The 20908-nt window shown below is 35.7% G+C and carries 22 protein-coding genes; 18 read left to right on the forward strand and 4 right to left on the reverse strand.

What is annotated here, in order from left to right:
• The first annotated feature begins 2 nt into the window (after positions 1–2).
• From V6R96_RS01445 to V6R96_RS01530, 18 genes are all read left to right on the forward strand, one after another.
• Positions 3–638, forward strand: coding sequence for an HAD family hydrolase (locus V6R96_RS01445; RefSeq protein WP_336377783.1), 636 nt, complete (start codon positions 3–5; stop codon positions 636–638).
• Complete coding sequence (locus tag V6R96_RS01450) at positions 635–1267, forward strand: acetyltransferase (RefSeq protein ID WP_336377784.1); 633 nt, start codon at positions 635–637, stop codon at positions 1265–1267. Before V6R96_RS01445 ends, V6R96_RS01450 begins: the two co-directional genes overlap by 4 nt.
• A 4-nt stretch (positions 1268–1271) precedes the next feature.
• Positions 1272–2411, forward strand: a complete 1140-nt coding sequence (locus V6R96_RS01455) for an acyltransferase (RefSeq protein WP_336377785.1) — start codon at positions 1272–1274, stop codon at positions 2409–2411.
• Entirely contained in the window at positions 2408–3559 is a 1152-nt protein-coding gene (gene rffA, locus V6R96_RS01460) for a dTDP-4-amino-4,6-dideoxygalactose transaminase (RefSeq protein WP_111958968.1), read from the forward strand. The genes V6R96_RS01455 and rffA overlap by 4 nt, the downstream gene beginning before the upstream one ends.
• An 11-nt stretch (positions 3560–3570) precedes the next feature.
• Positions 3571–4185 (forward strand): DapH/DapD/GlmU-related protein, encoded by a 615-nt coding sequence (locus V6R96_RS01465; RefSeq protein WP_336377786.1) that lies wholly within the window; start codon positions 3571–3573, stop codon positions 4183–4185.
• Positions 4186–4188: 3 nt separating this feature from the next.
• On the forward strand, positions 4189–5313 hold the full coding sequence (locus V6R96_RS01470; protein WP_336377787.1) for a glycoside hydrolase family 99-like domain-containing protein: 1125 nt from the start codon (positions 4189–4191) through the stop codon (positions 5311–5313).
• Entirely contained in the window at positions 5306–6160 is an 855-nt protein-coding gene (locus V6R96_RS01475) for a glycosyltransferase (RefSeq protein WP_336377788.1), read from the forward strand. The genes V6R96_RS01470 and V6R96_RS01475 overlap by 8 nt, the downstream gene beginning before the upstream one ends.
• Positions 6160–7026 (forward strand): glycosyltransferase family 2 protein, encoded by an 867-nt coding sequence (locus tag V6R96_RS01480; RefSeq protein ID WP_336377789.1) that lies wholly within the window; start codon positions 6160–6162, stop codon positions 7024–7026. Before V6R96_RS01475 ends, V6R96_RS01480 begins: the two co-directional genes overlap by 1 nt.
• Positions 7027–7040: 14 nt before the next feature.
• Positions 7041–7967 (forward strand): glycosyltransferase, encoded by a 927-nt coding sequence (locus V6R96_RS01485; RefSeq protein ID WP_111958958.1) that lies wholly within the window; start codon positions 7041–7043, stop codon positions 7965–7967.
• 75 nt (positions 7968–8042) lie between these two features.
• The gene (locus V6R96_RS01490; protein ID WP_111958956.1) at positions 8043–8711 is read left to right on the forward strand and encodes an NAD(P)-dependent oxidoreductase; all 669 of its coding nucleotides are present in this window, start codon (positions 8043–8045) and stop codon (positions 8709–8711) included.
• Between the two features lie 7 nt (positions 8712–8718).
• On the forward strand, positions 8719–9639 hold the full coding sequence (locus tag V6R96_RS01495) for a glycosyltransferase family 2 protein (protein ID WP_336377790.1): 921 nt from the start codon (positions 8719–8721) through the stop codon (positions 9637–9639).
• Between the two features lie 32 nt (positions 9640–9671).
• Positions 9672–10598: a glycosyltransferase family 2 protein gene (locus V6R96_RS01500; RefSeq protein ID WP_336377791.1), complete on the forward strand. Its 927-nt coding sequence runs from the start codon at positions 9672–9674 to the stop codon at positions 10596–10598.
• A 48-nt stretch (positions 10599–10646) separates the two neighbouring features.
• Positions 10647–11435 carry a class I SAM-dependent methyltransferase gene (locus V6R96_RS01505; RefSeq protein WP_111958950.1) on the forward strand — a complete coding sequence of 263 codons (789 nt, stop codon included), beginning with the start codon at positions 10647–10649 and terminating at the stop codon, positions 11433–11435.
• A gap of 5 nt (positions 11436–11440) precedes the next feature.
• Positions 11441–13039 (forward strand): hypothetical protein, encoded by a 1599-nt coding sequence (locus V6R96_RS01510; RefSeq protein ID WP_336377792.1) that lies wholly within the window; start codon positions 11441–11443, stop codon positions 13037–13039.
• A gap of 5 nt (positions 13040–13044) precedes the next feature.
• Entirely contained in the window at positions 13045–14847 is a 1803-nt protein-coding gene (gene asnB, locus V6R96_RS01515) for an asparagine synthase (glutamine-hydrolyzing) (protein WP_336377793.1), read from the forward strand.
• Entirely contained in the window at positions 14847–15995 is a 1149-nt protein-coding gene (locus tag V6R96_RS01520) for a glycosyltransferase family 4 protein (protein ID WP_336377794.1), read from the forward strand. The genes asnB and V6R96_RS01520 overlap by 1 nt, the downstream gene beginning before the upstream one ends.
• Positions 15992–16927: a glycosyltransferase family 2 protein gene (locus V6R96_RS01525; RefSeq protein WP_336377795.1), complete on the forward strand. Its 936-nt coding sequence runs from the start codon at positions 15992–15994 to the stop codon at positions 16925–16927. Before V6R96_RS01520 ends, V6R96_RS01525 begins: the two co-directional genes overlap by 4 nt.
• Before the next feature lie 2 nt (positions 16928–16929).
• Positions 16930–17868 (forward strand): glycosyltransferase family 2 protein, encoded by a 939-nt coding sequence (locus tag V6R96_RS01530; protein WP_336377796.1) that lies wholly within the window; start codon positions 16930–16932, stop codon positions 17866–17868.
• A 71-nt stretch (positions 17869–17939) separates the two neighbouring features.
• Here V6R96_RS01530 and V6R96_RS01535 read toward each other — a convergent pair whose 3' ends face one another.
• The 4 genes from V6R96_RS01535 to V6R96_RS01550 are packed head-to-tail and all read right to left on the reverse strand — an operon-like array spanning position 17940 to position 20905.
• Positions 17940–18866 (reverse strand): hypothetical protein, encoded by a 927-nt coding sequence (locus tag V6R96_RS01535; RefSeq protein WP_336377797.1) that lies wholly within the window; start codon positions 18864–18866, stop codon positions 17940–17942.
• Between the two features lies 1 nt (position 18867).
• Positions 18868–20286 carry an MBOAT family O-acyltransferase gene (locus V6R96_RS01540; protein ID WP_336377798.1) on the reverse strand — a complete coding sequence of 473 codons (1419 nt, stop codon included), beginning with the start codon at positions 20284–20286 and terminating at the stop codon, positions 18868–18870.
• A complete protein-coding gene (locus tag V6R96_RS01545; protein WP_111958934.1) occupies positions 20286–20666 on the reverse strand; it encodes a VOC family protein in 381 nt (126 codons plus the stop codon). The genes V6R96_RS01540 and V6R96_RS01545 overlap by 1 nt, the downstream gene beginning before the upstream one ends.
• Positions 20666–20905, reverse strand: a complete 240-nt coding sequence (locus V6R96_RS01550) for an acyl carrier protein (RefSeq protein ID WP_111958932.1) — start codon at positions 20903–20905, stop codon at positions 20666–20668. Before V6R96_RS01550 ends, V6R96_RS01545 begins: the two co-directional genes overlap by 1 nt.
• Positions 20906–20908 lie beyond the last annotated feature (3 nt).

Here is a 20908-nt window from a genome sequence, read left to right on the forward strand (position 1 = left end):
ATATGGAAATTTTATTATTGGATGCTGCTAATACATTAATTCACAAGCCCTCCCTGTGGGATCAATTAATTATAGTGCTTGAAAAACACCATTATTCTGTAGAAAAGGAAGCATTATTTTTGAGACATAAAATGGTCTCTGAAATCATCAATTTTCCCGACAGAACAACAAAAGACTTTTACACAGAATTTAATTCTGAATTATTATTAGCATTGGGTATAATTCCTACAGAAAAAATATTATCCGACATTTTCTCCGCCTGCTCATATCTTCCTTGGGCAGCATTTGATGACTGCGGCATATTAAAAGAACTTAATATCAAAAAAGCGGTTTTATCTAACTTCAATTCAACGCTGAAAAATCTGACAGATCAATTAATTGGAGAAAATATATTTGACGAAATTATTATTTCTGAGAATGAAAATTGCAGAAAACCTTCAGTAGATTTTTATCACCTTGCTATTGAAAAACTTGGTGTAAATCCTGAAAATATTCTATATATTGGTGATTCACTAAAACTGGATGTGATTCCTGCACAAAAAACAGGAATGAATACTTTACTGATTGACAGAGAGAATATATTTCCTTATGCAGAAAACAGGATTTCAAGTTTCAAAGAAATAATACATTATATATGAAACGAATTGCCATCATAGGATCGGGACATTTAGGACAGCAGATTGCGTATCATATCCATCATGATTCCAGCGATAAGGTGGTTGCTTTCTTTGATGAGTTTCAGCCGCTGAATACTATTATTGATCAAATTCCAGTTATTGGAGGAAACCAAGATGTAATTACAAAATATCAGCAAAATGAATTTGATGTAATTCTAATCGCCATTGGCTATAAGCATCTTGATGCAAAAAAAGAACTGTTTCAAAGCCTTGAAGGAAAAGTTCCGTTTCATACATTTATTCATTCCTCCTGTTATAGAGATCAGTCTGCATCCATTGGACAGGGATCGGTCATATATCCCGGCTGTGTTATTGACCAGAATGTAACGATTGAAGATAATGTATTAATGAATATTTCATGCACAGTGGCTCATGACACAGTGATAGGAAAACATTCTTTTCTGTCTCCATCTGTTGCTATTGCAGGTTTTGTAAACGTGAAAGAACAGTGCATTATAGGTATTAATTCCACTATTATAGATAATATTACAATGACTGCCAAAACCCAGATCGGAGGCGGCGGTGTTGTTATCAAAGACATTGATGAACCGGGATTATATGTAGGAAATCCTGTAAAATTTATACGATAAGTAGATGGACTCAAAAAAACACATTTTTTTTGGTGGATTAAATGAATTAAGAGCAATTGCTGCTTTTTCTGTCATTATGCACCATATTGAGTTATTCAAATATCGGGACAAATTAGCTTCCTTATTTGATTCAAAATATACAGCCTATTTCATCGAACACTTAGGTAAGAACGGTGTACATCTATTCTTTGTACTCAGTGGTTTTCTGATCACGTATCTTTTGTTATCAGAAAAAAAGAAAAACAACCGCATAGATTTTAAAAAATTCTATCTGAGAAGGATATTCAGAATATGGCCTTTATACTATATTATCTTTCTTATATCTTTTATTTTAATACCCATTTTAGTCAATTCTTTTACACTATTTTCCAACACTTCCTCTTACTATAGTTTAGTTATTAGCTTATCGGATTATGATTTAAAAACGATACTTCTTTATGCTTTATTTCTCCCTAATGTTGCTTTACACCAAGGAAAAGTTATTGTAGGAGCATCCCAATCCTGGTCTGTAGGGGTAGAAGAACAATTTTATATAATATGGCCTCTCATCGTTTCTTTTTTTAGCCGGAAAATTATCGCAGTTGTTTTTGGAGCTATTTTGATAACCTTCATAATGATTAATTTTAAGTTTTACAATTCTATATTTAGTACAATAGCCGCTATTATTCCATTTGAATATATGGCCATTGGTTCATTGGGAGGTTATTTTTATTCAGAATATTCTGATTTTATAACAAAATATACAAAGAGTAGATTTATCTATATAGCTGCACTGCTGTTGATAGGATTATTCATTACAGTTCCTGTTTTCAAACTGTATATTCAGAATCTTATTTTAGGGTTTATATTTCTACTGTTGATCCTAATAAGCATCAATCAGTATAACCCACTTAACTTTAGAAACAAATATTTTTCATATCTGGGAAACATTTCTTATGGAATTTATATGTACCATCCTTTTGTGATGTTTTTGCTATTCCCTATTTTTTATAAGATATTAGCATTTTATAATAATATATTTGCATTTAATATCGGAATATATATTGGTATTCCGGCTTTAACTGTTTTCATCAGTTACATTTCTTTCACCTATATTGAAAAAAGATTTATAAAAATTAAAGATTCAAAATTTAAAACACTATGATCCCATTTAATAAGCCATTTATAGTAGGAAACGAACTTAAATATATTGAAGAAGCGGTAAAAAGCGGTAAGATTTCCGGGGACGGAATTTTCACAAAGAAGTGCCATTCCTTTTTTGAAGAAAAATTTGGCTTTCAAAAAGTACTGCTTACCACATCATGTACCGATGCATTGGAAATGGCTGCTATTTTATGTGATATTCAGCCCGGAGATGAAGTAATTGTTCCCAGCTATACCTTCGTTTCATCTGCCAATGCTTTCGTTTTGCGTGGCGCCAGAATAGTTTTCGTAGATTCATATCCCGATAATCCCAATATAGATCCTGCAGAAATAGAAAAGCATATTACTGAAAAAACAAAAGTAATCGTTCCCGTACATTATGCAGGTATTGCCTGTGATATGGAAAAAATCATGGAACTGGCCAAAAAGCACAACCTTTTCGTTGTAGAAGATGCTGCACAGGCTATTGACAGTTATTATACTTTTTCCGACGGCACCAAAAAAGCATTAGGCTCCATTGGAGATTTCGCTGCTTTCTCATTTCACGAAACCAAGAATATCATTTGTGGAGAAGGGGGAATGCTCGTTATCAATAATCCTGAATATAATGTACGTGCTGAGATTATCCGTGAAAAAGGGACTAACAGAAGTGCATTTTTCAGAGGGGAAGTCAATAAATACGGCTGGGTAGATCTTGGATCATCATTTCTCCCGTCAGAAATACTCTCTGCTTTTTTATATGCACAGCTTGAAAACCTGGGTACCATCCAGGAAAAAAGAATCACGATCTGGAATGAGTATTACAGCAATCTATTACCGTTACAAGATAAAGGATTTATAACACTGCCGGAAATACCGGCTTATGCGACCAATAATGCACATATGTTCTTTATCATCTGCAGAAGCTATGAAGAAAGATCCAACCTCATTCAGTTCTTAAAAACAAAAGATATTCATCCTGTGTTCCACTATCTGAGTCTGAACAAAAGCGAATTCTTTTTAAAAGATAACTCTCCTATTGATATTCCGAACTCAGATCATTTTACAGACTGCCTTTTGAGACTTCCGTTCTATTATGAACTCGAAGAAGCAGAACAAAGAAATATCAACAGCCTGATTCACGAGTATTATTCATCACTGGAAAAGTAGACCTGAAAAATATGAGCTTTATAAAAAAACATATCATTAAATTTTTATTCGGAATTTTGCATTCTGAAGCTTATAAAAAATATAAACAGCAGCAGAATAACAATTGGGCAAAAACTCATTTCAAAGCATTCGGAAAGCAATCAAGCCTTCCAGAAACATATTGGATCAAAAATCCTCAATATATTAGCATAGGTGATAATTTCAGCTCATTATTCAACTTAAGGCTTGAGGCCTGGGACCGTTTTTACGGAAAATCTTTCCAGCCGGAAATTCATATTGGAAACAATGTGAATTTTAATTCTGATGTTCACATCGGAGCCATTGATAAGATCAGTATTGGCAATAATGTGCTTATGGCAAGCAGGATATATATTTCGGACCATTATCATGGAAATATCAGTGCTGAAGATCTGGACTGGGTTCCTGCTGAAAGACCTCTGTCTTCCAAAGGTCCGGTAATTATTGAAGACAATGTATGGATCGGAGAAGGAGTCTGCATATTACCCGGGGTTACTATTGGTGAAAACTCTATCATAGGAGCTAATTCTGTTGTTAACAAAAGTTTTCCAAAGAACTCTGTGATTGCAGGAATACCTGCCAAACTGATAAAAACACTAGAAAAATAATTTATGAAACAAATAAAAACGCTTGCATTTTACCTTCCTCAGTACCATCCCATCCCTGAAAATGATGAATGGTGGGGAAAAGGATTTACAGAATGGACCAATGTAGGAAAGGCGAAACCTTTATTTGAAGGACATGAGCAGCCTATCTGCCCTGCAGATCTGGGATATTATGATCTGCGCGTTCCCGAAGTGAGAGAACAGCAGGCCCAGATGGCACGCGATTATGGAGTACACGGTTTTATTTATTACCATTATTGGTTTGGAAACGGAGTACAGCTGCTTGAGCGTATTGCCAATGAAGTACTGGAATCCGGAAAACCGGACTTTCCATTCTGTTTTTGCTGGGCTAACGAAACCTGGTCGGGAATCTGGCATGGCTTAAAAAATAAAATACTAGCTGAACAGGTATATCCTACCGATGAAGATTTAACAGCCCATTTCCAATATCTTCTGCCTTTCTTCAAAGATGAAAGATATATTAAAGTAGATAATAAACCTATTTTCATCGTTTATGATCCAATCAACATCCATGAAAAGGCTCCGGACTATCTTGAAAAATTCAGAAGTCTCGCCAAGGAAAATGGATTTGATGATCTTTATTTAATAGGGAGCAACAAAACAGAAGACGATTACGGATATAAGACATTAGGATATCAGGGGAAGATATCAAATGCCTTTTTACGAGCATGGCGCCCGTACATGAATAAAAAGCCTTTAATTACTGCAAAACAGTATTACACCAACAGAATTAAAGGTCTTTTGGGACTTAAAACAACTGACTTTCAAAAACCTGTGGATATTCAGAATGCACCGGATGTAATTAATGATCTTCATTTTGATGAAACGGATGTTGATACTTTCCCATGTCTTATTTCCAATTGGGATAATACCCCGAGAAGTGGTAACCGCGGTATTATTTTAGGTAATAACAGCCCGGCACTTTTTGAAAAACAGGTAGAAAAAGCAACAACTTTTCTGAAAGATAAAAATTATCCCGAAAAATTTTTAGTGGTAAAATCCTGGAATGAGTGGGCAGAAGGAAATATCCTGGAACCGGACCGTAAAAATGGATTCGGTTATCTGGAAGCCCTGAAAAAAATATTATCAAAAGAAAGCAGCAATGACTAAAATAACTGTTTTAATCGCCAATTATAATAACGGACGTTTTTTCAAAGAATGTTTTGACAGTTTGCTTTCCCAAACCCTTACAGACTGGGAAGCTATAATTTTAGATGATGCTTCTACAGACAATTCTCTGGAACTTATCAGAAATATAACTGAAAAAGATTCCCGTTTTAAGATTTTCACCAATGACAGCAATAAAGGAATAGGATTTACGAAAAGAAAACTTATTGAACTAAGCGGTTCCGAAATATGTGGTTTCCTGGATCCTGATGACGCACTGATCAGTACTGCACTCGAAACGGTATTTAATGTACACATACAGAATCCGGATGTAGGTTTGGTATATTCCAATTTTGTTTACTGTGATGACCAGTTAAACAAGGTAAGAGTTCACAAGGCAGCTCAAATTACCGCCTTAGATAAAAAATACCTGAACTTTAATGCTGAGATCACCAGTTTTGCCACGTTAAAAAAATCTGTTTACAATAAAACATCAGGGATAGACCCTTATCTCAAAATTGCCGAAGATAAAGACTGGTACATGAAGATGTGTGAGGTAGCTCCCGTAAAATACATAGACGAAGACCTTTATCTCTACAGGGTGCATAAAGGAGGAATCTCCAACAAAAGTGAAGACCAGGCGGCTTTCTGGCATTGGGTGGCCCTTATAAAGATGGCCGAACGGAGAGGGATTAATATAGAAGAGCAATTTTTAGAAAGTTATGTACTCCGCAGAAAATACGATAAGGAAGTCACCCACAATACCAATCTGAAAAAGCAAATCAAAAACTCCCGATGGGTAAAGCTGGGCAACATGCTGGGTTTATGCAAATTTTATAAATACCTGTAATGAGCAATACTGCAATCTCCATAATCGTTCCTTGTTACAATCAGGCAGCCTATCTTGATGAATGTCTGCAGTCTTTGGCAGATCAGACCTTTACTGGCTGGGAGTGCATTATTGTGAATGACGGTTCCGGTGACAATACTGAAGAAATTGCCCAAAGATGGGAAGAAAAAGACAGACGTTTTCAATACATCAGTAAAGAGAATGGGGGAATTTCCTCCGCAAGGAATGCAGGGCTTCAACGGGCTTCAGGAGACTATATACAGTTCCTGGATTCTGATGACACTTTACACCGTGAAAAGTTTGCAAAAAGCCTTGCCGGTGAAAAAAAATATCCATTGATTCTAAGCCAGTTCACGATTTACAAAAACAAAACTCATTTTCCGGGATACAACCGCATTGAAAAAGATTTTGCCACCTTTGAAAATATCGTGTTCGGGTGGAACCTTAAATTTACAATTCCCATACACTGTGCTCTGATTTCCAGAAAACTTCTTGAAGGATTTACGTTTGATACTTCCTTAAGTATTAATGAAGACTGGCTGATGTGGATGTATATTACCAGAAACAATCCTGAGGTACTTCTGATTGATGAACCACTGGCCCATTACCGTAAAGAAGACGATAAAAAAAGTTTATCTTCCGATCCTTATAAAGTTCTGCGTCAAAGAACAAGCCTGCTTCCCATATTAAAAAAATTATATGGAGATGAGCTTCACGACAGGCTTGCCTATCATATGATTGACGTTCATATGACCCAGCTTTCACAGCTGAAGCATGAATTCAATAAAGCAACCGGTGGTAAAGTTGTTTCGGGATATCTTGCCCTGAAAAGATATTATTACACTCTTTTTCAGAAAAAAAACTGAGAAATCTATATACTATGACCTCATCTGTAGCACTATGTACCTATAATGGCGAAGCTTATATTGCCGAACAGCTGGACAGTATTCTGAACCAGGCTCTGTCGGTTTCTGAAATCATTATCTGTGATGATGGCTCTACAGATAATACATTGCCAATACTTTCCGGCTATGCAGAACAATACCCAGAGATCATCAAGGTATATCAGAATATGGAGAATCTGGGGTATGTACGTAATTTTGAAAAAGCCATGAGCTTATGTTCCGGTGATATTGTATTACTATGCGATCAGGATGACCGCTGGTATGACAATAAAACGGAAGTGATCACAGAAATTTTTGAAAAACATAAGAAGATCAATACGGTATGCCACAATATTAAACTTTTCGGTGAATCCCTGGATAACAAGGAAAACCTGAATTATTGGGACATCGAAAACTTTAACCCCGAACATTTCAGAGCCCTCCAGGAAATAGTCAAACGTTTGCTATATCAGGGAAATGTATTCCCCGGAATGAGTATGGCGGTCCGTAATACCTTTCTAAAAAAACATCTGCCGTTAAAAAGAGTAAATGAAACAATTATCCACGATTATGAACTTCTTCTTTTGGCTGCCGATACCAATTCGGTTTGGATAGAAGATTCGGTTCTGGGAGAATACAGGATTCATCCACAGCAGAATATCGGATTTAATAAATTTTCAAAGTTCACTGCCGAAGAAGAAAATCCATTGACCCGTGAAGAGGTTTTTGTTATATTCAAGAGGTATTCTTTTGTGAAAAATGCAGTTTCCGGATTAAATTTAAATACTGAACTGAGTAAAGAATACATCAATTACTGCCACAGGAAGTATAAAGACTATCTGATGAAACTCTCTTTTCCTGATCGTTTTATAACCAGGATAAAAATGAAATACTATTTTCATATCTTTGATTTTTTAAGATAAAGCCATTTGATTCACAAGTCATAATATGAAATTTTGCTCCCCTTATATAACACATTTAATGAAAAAACACAACGTATGATTATCGGAAATGGTATGATAGCCAATGCTGTAAAATCTTATGACAGAAACGACACGGTTTTCTTTGCTTCCGGAGTGTCAAACTCACTGGAAACAAGAGCTGCAGAATTTGAAAGAGAGTTTTCTCTTTTAAAATCTGTATATGAAGAAAATAAAGAAAAAAAATTGGTCTATTTCTCTACATTAAGCATTCATGACCAATCTAAACAGGACAGTGCTTATGTAATACACAAAAAGTCAGTTGAAAATTATATCGAAAACAATGCTGACAGCTTCCTTATCCTTAGGGTAGGAAATGTGGTAGGTAAAGGAGGAAATCCGAATACCCTTTTTAATTTTCTTAAAACGCAGATTGCAAACAAAAAGGAATTCTCCCTGCATCTTAAAGCAAGAAGACTTCTTTTAGATATTGAGGATATTTCAAAATTTCTGGATTCCCACTGTTTAGGTTTTAGCAACAGAACAGTCAACTTTGCCTTTCCTTATTATTATGATCTGAAAGAGATTATCTCTTCCATTGAAAAAGAAACAGGAAATACAGCGCTCTATTCACAGGTAGATGAAGGAGATTTTTATAAAGTAGATTTTGATGAAGATACACAGACATTTTTCTCAGGAATACATCCCCAGGAATATCTGGAATCTATAACCCGAAAGTATATTTAGAACCGCCATGCTCAGTATTCACGTTATTATCGTTACGTACAATGCCATGAAATGGGCCGAAAGATGTTTTACCAGTTTAAGACAGTCATCAGTTCCGTTACAGTGCATCGTTGTGGACAACGGCTCTTCGGACGGAACTCAGGATTATATAAAAAAACATTTTCCTGAAGTACATTTCATACAGTCTGAGCAGAATCTTGGATTCGGGAAAGCCAATAATACCGGTATAGAAGCAGCCTACCAAAAAGGAGCAGATTTTTTTTACCTTATGAATCAGGATGCATGGCTCTATGAAGACAGCATTGAAAAACTTCTGGAAATATATCATGATCATCCCCATCAAGAAGAAGTTGGAATCATAAGTCCTGTCCATGTAGATGGAACAGAAAAGAAGCTTGATATATTTTTAGATAAATATATTGCTCATAACTGGGAAAAAACCAGGCTGATATCTGATCTGTATTTCCAGACACTGAAACCTTACTATGAAATCAGTTTTGTGAATGCCGCACACTGGCTATTGCCTAAAAAAACGATAGAAACCGTTGGAGGATTCAACCCTTATTTCTTTCATTACGGTGAAGATAACGAATATGTGAACAGGCTACATTTTCACAAAAAGAAAGTGATTCTCGCCCCGGGCAGCAAGGTAGTACATGATGGTAAACAGTTTCTTGATAAAGTAGATTATACCCGATATAAAGATCTGACTCTTGAAACCAAAATCATGAATCCCAATCTTCCGGATGCACTGAAATTAGAAAAAAAAGCTTTGATCCAAAGTATCTTTAAAAATTCGGCACTGGGTAAACTTAGTGTTTCAAAGCAGCTGATGGAAAAATATAAAAAAATATCCGGAGAGGCCGATATTCTGAATAAAATAAAAGCAGAAGTAAGTCAGGAAGGACCTACGTTTTTAAAAATATAATTATTTTATGTATTTTTAAACTTTATTACACAATGAATCGAAAAATAACCCTCGTAATACCGGTTTATCGTTCGGCCAAATTTCTTCACAAAACCATAGAAGCCGTTGACGTCCAAAAAAAGGAGTCCGGCTGGGATTTGGAAGTTGTCCTGGTAGAAGACGGAAGCCCGGATAATAGTTTCGAAGTGGTAGAAGAGCTTTCCAGGAAGTACCCCTATATCAAAGGAATTAAACTTTCAAGAAACTTTGGCCACCAGATCGCTGTAAAAACAGGTCTCCATTATGCTACTGGCGATTATATTGCTATTATTGATGATGATTTACAGGATCCCCCATCCTTGCTTCCCCGTTTTTTCACCCAACTAGATCTGGGGTATGAAGTTGCCTATGGCATTAGAAAAAAAAGAAAGGAAAGCAGATTAAAAAAATTGGCCTATACGGGATTTTACAGACTCCTTGATTCGATAAGTGAAACAAAAATACCCTTAGATTCCGGCGACTTCTGTGTCATGACAAAGAATGTAAAAGATAAAATGCTAACCCTTAATGAACAGAATCCTTATCTGAGAGGAATAAGGGCCTGGGTGGGCTTTAAACAGATCGGTCTGGAATATGACAGAAGTGGAAGAATAGAGGGGCAATCTGGCTATTCTTTAAAAAAACTTATTAACATTGCTAAAGACGGAATTTTTTCTTTTTCATCCCTTCCTCTTCAAATCATTAGTATATTAGGAAATATCGGTTTGCTGATCTCAATAGTATTCAGCCTTTTTACAATCATAAGATATTTTACAAATGAGATTGAAGTAGCTGGTTATACCACTATTATCATTATTATTCTTTTCTTCAATTCTATCCTGCTGATCAGTTTAGGAATTATTGGAGAATATATTTACAGAATTTATAATGAGGTGAGAAACAGGCCGTATACCATTATCGAAAAAACGGTCAACACTTAAAATTATCAGTATCCCCAATATTATATATCCCTTAAACGTTAAACACAGATGAAAGACAAAATAGAATCAATTATTGATACCGCTAAGTTTAATTATGAATACAAAAACGGAAAATTTGTATTTCTTGAATTCGATGAAGACATTGTTTCTGATTCTTTAGACAAGATCAAAACATTTTTCAAAAAATATGTATGGTTATATGAACTTCTCATTTATATCATTGCCCCTTTATATCCTTCAAGATATTTTTTCTTAAGTAGGGTTCTTAAAAAAACCAAAAATACTGATAAAGTTGTTGTCAATCTAGGAAGCGGATATACGGACCTAAGAGATGATATCATCAATGTTGATCTTATCCCCTACAATCCGGTAAATGTCGTTTGCGATATTACCAAGCTTCCTTTTAAAGATAATTCTATAGATCAGATTATCAATATTGCTGTTCTGGAGCATGTTCCGGATCCTCAGGCGGTAATTGCAGAGATCCACAGGGTTTTGAAGCCTGGCGGAGAACTCTTATGCGAGATTCCTTTTATGCAGGCTTTTCACGCCTCTCCATATGACTTCCAAAGATATACCTATGAGGGGATCAAAGTACAGTTCGCTGCCTTTAAAGACCTTAAAATCCACTCCATAAGCCCTACAGGAGGAATGCTCTGGCCTTTACAGGAATGGATTGTCATGTTATTTTCTTTTGGTATTAAACCTCTGCACAATATTTTACTGATCATTGTGATGTGCCTTACCTTCCCTATTAAATTTCTGGATGTGATTTTACAGTATCACCCGATGAGTAAGAATATTGCTTCCGCCTTTATTTTTGAATGTAAAAAATAGCCGGTATGAATAAATCACTTCCCAATCCCCTTCAGATACTTATTTATTTTGTATTTGCGGCTGGGGCCGTATTATTGGCATATCTTACCTATGCCAATCTTGACAAGGGATTTATTTTTAATGATGAAGCTTATTATTTGTCATATTATAAAAATAAAGGAGAGAGCCTAAGTTTTGACAGAACCAATTTTTTCAGAATATTTAAATTTCTCTATACCCCGAATATTTACCATTTCAGGATTATCTCTATAACCACGTTGGTGCTGAGCAATTTTTTGCTTTGCTTCTCCGTCTTCAGATACCTTAATTTAAAAGGCAACATTTTTATAGTAAGCCTTTTAGGTATTTTTCTCGGATTTGAAAGCTGGGCTATCAGTAACCTTATTATTCATCAGTATATTGGCAATACCATATTGGTCAATACCGGCGTTTCACTGATATTGATCTCATTGATGACCCAAAAACAGGTTATTCAGGTTTTAGCCGGATTTGTTCTATCCTTTGTTTTGTTCAACGGGAATTCTCACAGCATTGTTATAGCCCCTATATTTGTTTTTATCATTCTGTGTGACCTGAAGCGCTGGAAAGCTAATACCATCTGGTTCCTGGCAGGTTTTATTACCGGAATCATTGTATATTTCACTTTTCTCGATACTCTGGATAATTTTATTTATCAGTTCAGATTCCTTAAAGACTATCTTGGCTTTCATAAAAAGCAGCACTCTAAAACCTTCATGGTATTCTGGTGCATTTATCTTTTCCTGAATGCAGTATTACCTGCTGCAATAGCTTATTTCTTATTATGGAAATCCAGATTTTCGGAGAATTCCGTTAAAATTCTGGATAAAGTTTTAGCAGTTATAGGGATCATTACTTTAGGATTATTTATATGCTCAAGCGAGTATTATATTTTTGCTTTTATTGTGTTCACCCACCTCCTTGTTGTAAGGTTCTGGACCAGCAAAACAGAATCCAGAGAAAACAAATACCTGGTTCTGCTAATTCTGATCATTCCTTATTGTCTGGCATTTGGTTCCCAAACCTGGTTTCATTTGCGGCTTCCTGCTTACAAATATTATTATTTCGTCCTTATATTCATATGCCTGATAAGACTGTACAAAAATATACTTTGGATTTCAGGCTACCTTCTTGCAGTTTCTTTTATGATCTATCGTTTTCCGGATACTCTTAAAACAAAAGGCTGGAAAGATTTCATATTTACGGAGCAGACAGAAAAGGTAAAAGTGAACGGCTACGATCTGTATCTGGATAAACAAAGGAAAAAAGACCTTGAAGATTTGCGTCCTTACCTGCAGAATCAGTCCAACGTAATTTATTCCAGCAATCACCTGATAGGATATCTGTATATTCTTGATGCTCATCCTCCTATCTTCTATTACTTCCCATTAAAAGATTATATGCATTATATCATTAAAAAAGTGGGGAAAACCCCGGACGATTATATTTATCTTGAAAGTAACGACTATCCTTTCAGCCCGAAAGAATTCGTACCTTTAAAATTCGTAAATCATCCTGAACAGTATAAAGTGATAAAAGCAGGTAGATTTACCTTATATCTTCCCTCTCAATATCAAAAAAAGTAAAACAAATGTGTGGAATAGCCGGAATCATAACCCATAATGCCAGAAACTATCAAAGTGAAATTCAAAGGATGACAGATGCCATCGCATATCGTGGTCCGGATTCTTCACACCATGAATTTTATGATAATGCGGCTTTAGGCCATCGCCGACTTTCGATTATAGATCTGTCTGAAAACGGAAAACAACCCATGTTTTCCAGTACAAAAAAAGAATGTATCGTGCTGAATGGCGAAATTTATGGTTATCAGGCCATAAAAGATCAGTATTCCGATTATTCTTATCACGGAAGTTCAGATACCGAAGTGGTGCTTGCCATGTATCAGAAAAAAGAGAAAAATCTGATCCATGATCTTCCGGGAATGTTTGCTTTTGCAATCTGGGATGAAGAAAAACAGGAATTGTTCTGCGCAAGAGACCGTTTCGGAGAGAAGCCATTTTATTATGCTGTCGGAAAAAACGGTGAGTTCATTTTCGCTTCCGAAATTAAAGCCATTCTTGCATCAGGATTAATAAAACCTGAGATTGATAAAGCACAGATCGCCTATTATTTAAAAAACGGTTACATTCATCCTCATAAAACCATTTACAAGAATATTTTCAACCTCAAACCTGCTCATACTCTGGTCTATAAAGAAGGAAAAATAGATATAAAACCTTACTGGACCATTCCTACCGAAACTTCCAAACTGAGTATGGATGAGAGTATTGAAAAATTTAAATATCTTTTAGATAATGCTATAAAAAAACAGATGGTAGCTGATGTTCCCGTAGGTTCTTTCCTTTCAGGAGGTTTGGATTCCAGTACCATTGTTGCCGTTGCCTCAAAATATAAAGAAAATATAAAAACATTGGTGTACGGTTACGAAAGTGGAGATCTTAACGAGATGCCTTATGCACAGGCTATTGCAGATAAATATAAAACCGATCATCATATTCTTTTAGATAAAAAACAGAAGATTTCCGAAACTTTACAGGAAGTTTACTCCTATATGGATGAGCCGCTAATGGACTCTTCCCTACTCCCTACCCATCTCATTTTCAAAGAAGCAGCTAAAGATCTTAAGGTGATCCTTTCCGGTGATGTAGGCGACGAGCTTTTTGGAGGCTATACTTTTTATAAATACAACATCAACCTTTCCCAAAAAGGCTTTTACCCGGACTATCTTTCAAAGATGATTCTTTTAGCCGGTAAATTCAGGGATATGGGTTCCGAAAGACGCATAAGGGCAGAATATCGCGACACTATAGATTACCATCAGAATAAGGTCCGGAATTACTTTACCATTTCTGAAATCAGACAACTGGGAATTACCGAGGAAATTCCAGGACAGGAATTCAGCTTTAAGCCTACTAATACAGATTTTAATGATCTGATGCGACTCGATCTGGAGAAGTATGTTCCGGCCAATATGCTATTGAAAGGCGACAGAACTTCCATGTATAATTCTGTAGAGGTAAGGATCCCTTTTCTTGATATTGATTTTGCGGAATTCTGTATTCAAATGCCATGGCAATACAAAGTTAATTCTACAGAAGATAAAATTATATTGAGAAAGGCTTATTCCAAAGCCTGGACAGAAGAAATTGCAGTCCGTAAAAAAAACGGCTTTGGAGCTTCTGTAAAAGAATGGTTCAAAGAAACTGAACTTCAGGATCTAAGTAAAGAACTTCTTGAAAATAAGGACAGCTATATCTTTAATTTTTTAGATTTTAACGAAGTGCAAAAAAAGCTTAACAGACATCATCAACATTGGAACCTGTTGATTCTTGCGCTTTGGTTTCAGAACAATAAAAATCATTTACAGTAATGAAAATAGGACTGACACAAAATGACTATCCCATTAAAAGAAATATTTTAAATAAAGTTTCTGGATGTGAATATGTTTTTTTAAGAAAGAACAACAATCTTTTTCATTCACTGTCTACCGTAAAAAAAATCTTATTAAGAAAAAAGACGGATATTGAAGGAAGGTATTTCTTTTATCAGAAACCTAAAATTGATATTCTTCACCTTTATAACGACATCAATTATTCTTCCCAGAAATGGGTGACTTCTTTTGAAACCCTGGTACCACGTTTTCCTGAAACCAAAAATGATCATCAGAAAAGCGAACCTCAGCACATTCGCAATGAGAAAACAGAAAATGCCCTCAAACAGATTGGCAAAAGGAACTGCCTGGGAATTATCTCAATTTCAAATGCAGCTGCCAATATTCAGCTGGAGCTTCTAAAAAATTACCCTGAATTTCAGGAAATCATAAAATCAAAGCTTTCAGTAATCCACCCTTCTCAGGAAATTATTCCGAGAAATTCACAGGAGATTTACCAAAACACGGAAATCTTTAATCTTATTTTCGTAGGAACACAGTTTCACCTGAAGGGAGGCCCTGAAATGATAGAGGTTTTAAAAAAATTAAGACAGAAATACAATTTCAGGCTTAGTATTGTTTCGTCATTTAAAACAGACAATTATGTAACCAAGGTAACTGAAAAAGAAGCGCTGGAAACTAAAGAAATGTTGAAAAAAGAAGACTGGATTGAAATTTTTGAAAATATCCCTAATGAAAAAGTGCTGGAACTGATTAAGCAGTCTCATATTGGTCTTTTGCCCACCTGGTCGGATACCTATGGGTTTTCTGTTCTGGAGATGCAGGCAGCCGGCGTTCCTGTGATTACGACAGATATACGTGCCTTGCCGGAAATCAATAATGAAGACTGCGGCTGGCTTATTCATCTTCCTCAAAACCGTTTGAAACAAGCCCTTTACTTTACGGATGAACAGCGTGAAGAACTAAAAAGAACCTTGAAAGTACAGCTTGAAAATATTTTGGAGAGTATTTTTACCAACCCGGAACAGCTGCCTGAAAAATCAGCCAATTCTCTGGAAAGAATCAAAAAGAATCACGATCCCCTTATGGTCAGTGAAAAATTAAAAGCCATATACAGCAAGGCATGAATATCTCTGTAATTATACCTGTTTACAATGCATCCGAGTTTTTGGGGAAAGCGGTAGATTCTGCTTTACAGTTTGAAGAAGTAAAAGAAATTGTATTGGTTGAGGATAAATCCACCGACAATTCATTAGAAGTCTGCCAAAAACTGATCTTAAAAGATTCAAGGATTCAATTATATCAACATCCGGACAAAGGAAATCATGGAGCTGGAGCCACAAGAAATTTAGGCCTTGAAAAAGCCGGCTGTGAGTTCATATCTTTTCTAGATGCTGATGATTATTATCTTCCCACTCGTTTTGATGTGGAAAAAGAAGCTTTTAAAGAACCAAAAACCGAAGGCGTTTTCGGAGCTATCGGCGTAGAATATTTATCTGAAAAAGGCAGAAAAGAGTTTCAGGATAAGTTTAAAGATGTCTCATTGACCACCGTTAATTTTCCTGCGGAAGGTGAAACTGTTTTGAAGGGATTATTAGGGCTGACTTCTCAAGTCTTTGGAACATTCTTCCATCTGAATACACTTACCCTCAGAAAATCAGTGCTGGTGAAGAACAATCTGCGCTTCAACGAAAATCTTCGTGTACATCAGGATTCCGATTTTATCATCAAACTGGCCTATCACGGTTATTTAAAATCCGGGATTATAGATAAAGCTATTGCCATAAGAGGGGTCCATGATCATAACAGGATTACAAAAATTATAAGATATTCACCGCAATATAACCAGAGACAGTTTCTTTTATGGAAATCATTACATGAATGGGCAAATTCCAATCCGTTGCCTTCAGACTGTAAAAGAAAGATTTATTTAACTTATAAATCATTTGATTTATCCTTAAAAACAGGATTAAATAAATATTTTTGTATCTTTTTAGAGGTAATCAAAAACCCTCAAATATTAAAAACACAATACCGTTTTACGTATCTTAACCGATAATAATGAAAATATCCGTAATCATTCCCGTTTATAATGCTGAAGCATATGTCTCACAGGCTGTAGAATCAGCTCTTCAGTTCGAAGAAGTATATGAAGTTGTTTTAGTTGAAGACAAGTCTCCGGATAATGCTCTTCATGTTTGCCGGGAACTCGCCGCAAAATATGACAGAATTAAGCTTTTCCAGCATCCTGACAAAGGAAATCACGGTGCGGGAGCTTCCAGAAATTTAGGAATGGAAAAAGCAACAGGAGATTTTATCGCCTTTCTGGATGCGGATGACTATTATTTGCCCAACAGATTCGATGCGGAAAGAGAGCTTTTTAAAAATCCTGATGTAGAAGGTGTGTATGGGGCAATCGGGGTAAAATATTATTCAGAAAAGGCCAGAGAACAGTACTATCCTATTTATAAAGATAAACTGGATACCGTATATAAAAAAACCAATCCCGAAGATGTTTATCAGGGACTGATAAGTTTACGCGGAACTTTCGGGCTTATTCATCTAGATACTTTAACTCTAAGGAAATCCTCACTGTCTAAAATGGACAGATTTTTCGAAACCTCTCTCCGACTTCACCAAGACTCGGAGATCGTGATAAGATTCGCTTATTACCTTAAGCTTTATACAGGTATTAATGATAAAGCTATTGCCTTAAGAGGCGTACATGAGAACAACAGAATTACTAAAGTAGATTCAGGGAAAATAAATCCTGCCAAAACGCGTGTTATGCTTTGGAGAGAATTAAATAAATGGGCTGAAAATGAGAAAACCGTTCCACAACATGTAAAAATTCACATCAATAGAATGCTTCGCAGTTTTGAGATCGCCATTGCACCGACTTTCAAAAAATGGGGAATGATTGCTAAATATCTGGTTACAGATTACCCAAGTATCCGTTCAGGCTTATTTAATATTAATTTCCGGAAAAACCTGTTTTAAGCAGGAAGCCTACAGTAACTTCCGGCATCCATCTTCACTCTTCCAGTCTTTATTCAAAACAGGATAGGATATCAGTTATTTTTTTTCTTATCCAGAAGAATAGAATCGGCTATCTGGGCAGTAAATACTTTCCCGGATTCTTTGTACATATGATTTCCGTCTGTAAAGATATATTGATCGGATTGCATAGAAAAGTCTAAGAATCTCACTCCTTTTTTTTGAGCAATTGATTCTATTCTTTTGCTAAAATCCGGAGAATATTTGTTTTCTATTTCCATAATTCCTTTAAACCCGGGAATTCTTACAATATAAACGGTTCCTTTAGTCTCAAGGTATTGAATGATGTCTTGCAGGGCATCCAGTCTGTATTGTGATATTTTTTGGGTGCTTGCAAATTCTTTGTACTGGATTATTTTACTGGCCTCTCGTTTCCTTAAATCAGCAGGATTGATATCAACCGTTACTTCCATCCAGCCATTTTTATGCAGATAGGTATTGGACCTTCCCCCTGCTTCCCTGTCTTTGTAGATATTAAACCAGCTTTTAGGATAATGCTTTAAAAGATACTCATAATTAGGTGCCATTTCATAAAAATGCATATCTGCCAATGCGGAAGTATTCTCAGTATATTCTTTAGCATCTTTTACATCTTTACCTGTAGATACATTCCAGGGATTAACAGTCAGGATGAAGATGCCATCCTTTGTATCAGGATGAAGCTTTTTCTTTACCGCTTCAAGATAGATCTGGCCGTAAGGTGACTCAGTAAGATTGAGAGAAAAATTATCAAATTTCCTGTCCTTAAATTTCCTGTCCAGAACATCCGGTACCAAAGCCTGGGAACCGCGGGAATCTCCCATAATTATATTGGAAGGTTTAGGACCTGTAAAATGTCTGTAATTATCATCCGTATTACCATCTGCATAACTTCCCAGCAACAATAGAACGGCAACAATTGCAACAATATAAAAGGATATTTTAAATAAAAACTTTTTCATATCAGAACTGTTCATAGATGAAACTACTATTACCAAATACACCGAAATATAAAATCATGAAAATAAGAAATACGTAAAAAACTCTTCTCGTAACAGGCTTAAACCTGCTGATTTCAAGACCGTGTTCTTTATCTTTATTAAGCCAGTCCATCAATATTATAATTCCTATTAATCCTAAAATTTTAATTTTTATATACTCTGGAACTGAAAAAACGGATAAACTGAAAATTCTTCTGTACATTCCCAATGCATCACTAAGTGTTGGGGCAACGAAAAGGACCAAGGCAAAACAAACCATCGTCATCGTCAGCAAAATATTTCCAAATTCCTGAAAGGTAGGAACAGTCTTTGAAAACTTTTTCTTCTTGTTCAGTTTATCTTTTAAAATCAATGGGACATAATAAAGCCCGTGCAGCAGTCCAAATAGCACAAACGTAAATCTTGGTCCATGCCAGGCTCCGATTAATATAAAGTTTAAAATAATAGCAGCAATCAGTCCCTTCTTTTCATAATCTCTGAACTGAATGACCAAGGGAGTAAAAACATATTCCGTTAACCAGGAAGTGAGTGAAATATGCCATTTTCTCCAATATTCAGCAATATTCTGTGCAAATAGCGGAAAGGCAAAGTTTTTCGTGATCTTGAATCCCAAAAGCTTGGCAAAGCCAATTGCCATATCAGAATATCCGGAAAAATCCGCATACATCTCAAAAAGGAATAAAATCATTCCATAAGCAACAGTACTGCCTGAAAGATGATCATAGTTCTGAAATATTTCCTGAGTAATGGGGCTGATACTGTTAGCAACAACTAATTTTTTAAATGCCCCCAAAAGAATCTGCCGGGCAGCATCTGAACCGTTTTCTAATGTAAAAACCCTTTCTTTCTTCAGTTGTGGTAATAGCAAACCGGCCTTATCAATAGGTCCGGAAGTCATACTCGGAAAAAAAGCGATATAATTAAAAAATGCAAGCACATCTGTCTCTGCCTTCAATTTATTATTCTTGATATCAAGCAGATAGCTTATCATCCTAAAGGTATAAAAACTGATTCCCAAAGGAAGAATTATTGTTAAAGTAAGTGTACTTTTAATATTGAACAGCTGTGCAAAAGAATCTATGAAAAAATTAAAATATTTAAAGTAAAACAGGGTTCCAATGGAGAAAAGAAGCCCAAGATTAACTAAAAATTTCTTTCTTCCAGGAGTTTTACTCTCAGAGATTTTTAATCCCAAATAATAACTAACCCCAGAGCTTATGATCAAAAGTATTAAAAACCTCCAGTCCCAATTTGCATAAAATACATAGCTGGCCAATAATAAAAATATATTCTGAGCTTTAAGCTTTTTACCTAAAACCCACCAATACACAGCAAATACAACTGAGAAAAAAAGGATGAATACTAATGATGTAAACTGCATTAGTTACTGTTTAAAAGTTCAACAATTCCATAAGAAAGCATCAGGAAAGCCACTTTCCGGTTATTAAAAAGAATAGCTTCTTTAGGAGGAGAAATAAGCATGCCTCCGTTTTGGGTAAGATGTTCTATTGTTTTTTCAATATCTTCAACTTCATAGCAGATATGGTAATATGAAATTCTCTTTTTCAAAAGATTTTCTACAGGTTTTCCGGAAACCAACTCAATGTTTAAACCATCTTCCACGGTTACCATGCAAAGCTCCGCTTGCTGATTGACATCAAAAACCACAGGAGTTTCTTCAATAATTTTATGGAGCGTTCGTATATTCTGGAGTTCTGCCTGTATATCTTTACAGGCAACTCCAACATGATGAAATTTCATTATAGTTTTGAAGCTATAGAATCAGCCATTTCACCTACATTATTCCATCCCTGAATTTCAGAAGAGGTAAAACGGATTCCAAAAGCTTTTTCCACCGCAACAATTAACTGAATGTGGGAAAGGGAATCCCATTCTTCAACATCTTCGGCTGTAGTTTCTGCGTTTAATACAATATCTTCATTATCCAATTCGTCACGGAAGACATTGGTAAGCTTAGACAAAATTTCGTTCTTATCCATGTT

Origin of the sequence: Chryseobacterium sp. CCNWLW53, from assembly GCF_037083525.1 — a bacterium.
In the GTDB taxonomy this organism is placed as follows: domain Bacteria; phylum Bacteroidota; class Bacteroidia; order Flavobacteriales; family Weeksellaceae; genus Chryseobacterium; species Chryseobacterium lathyri.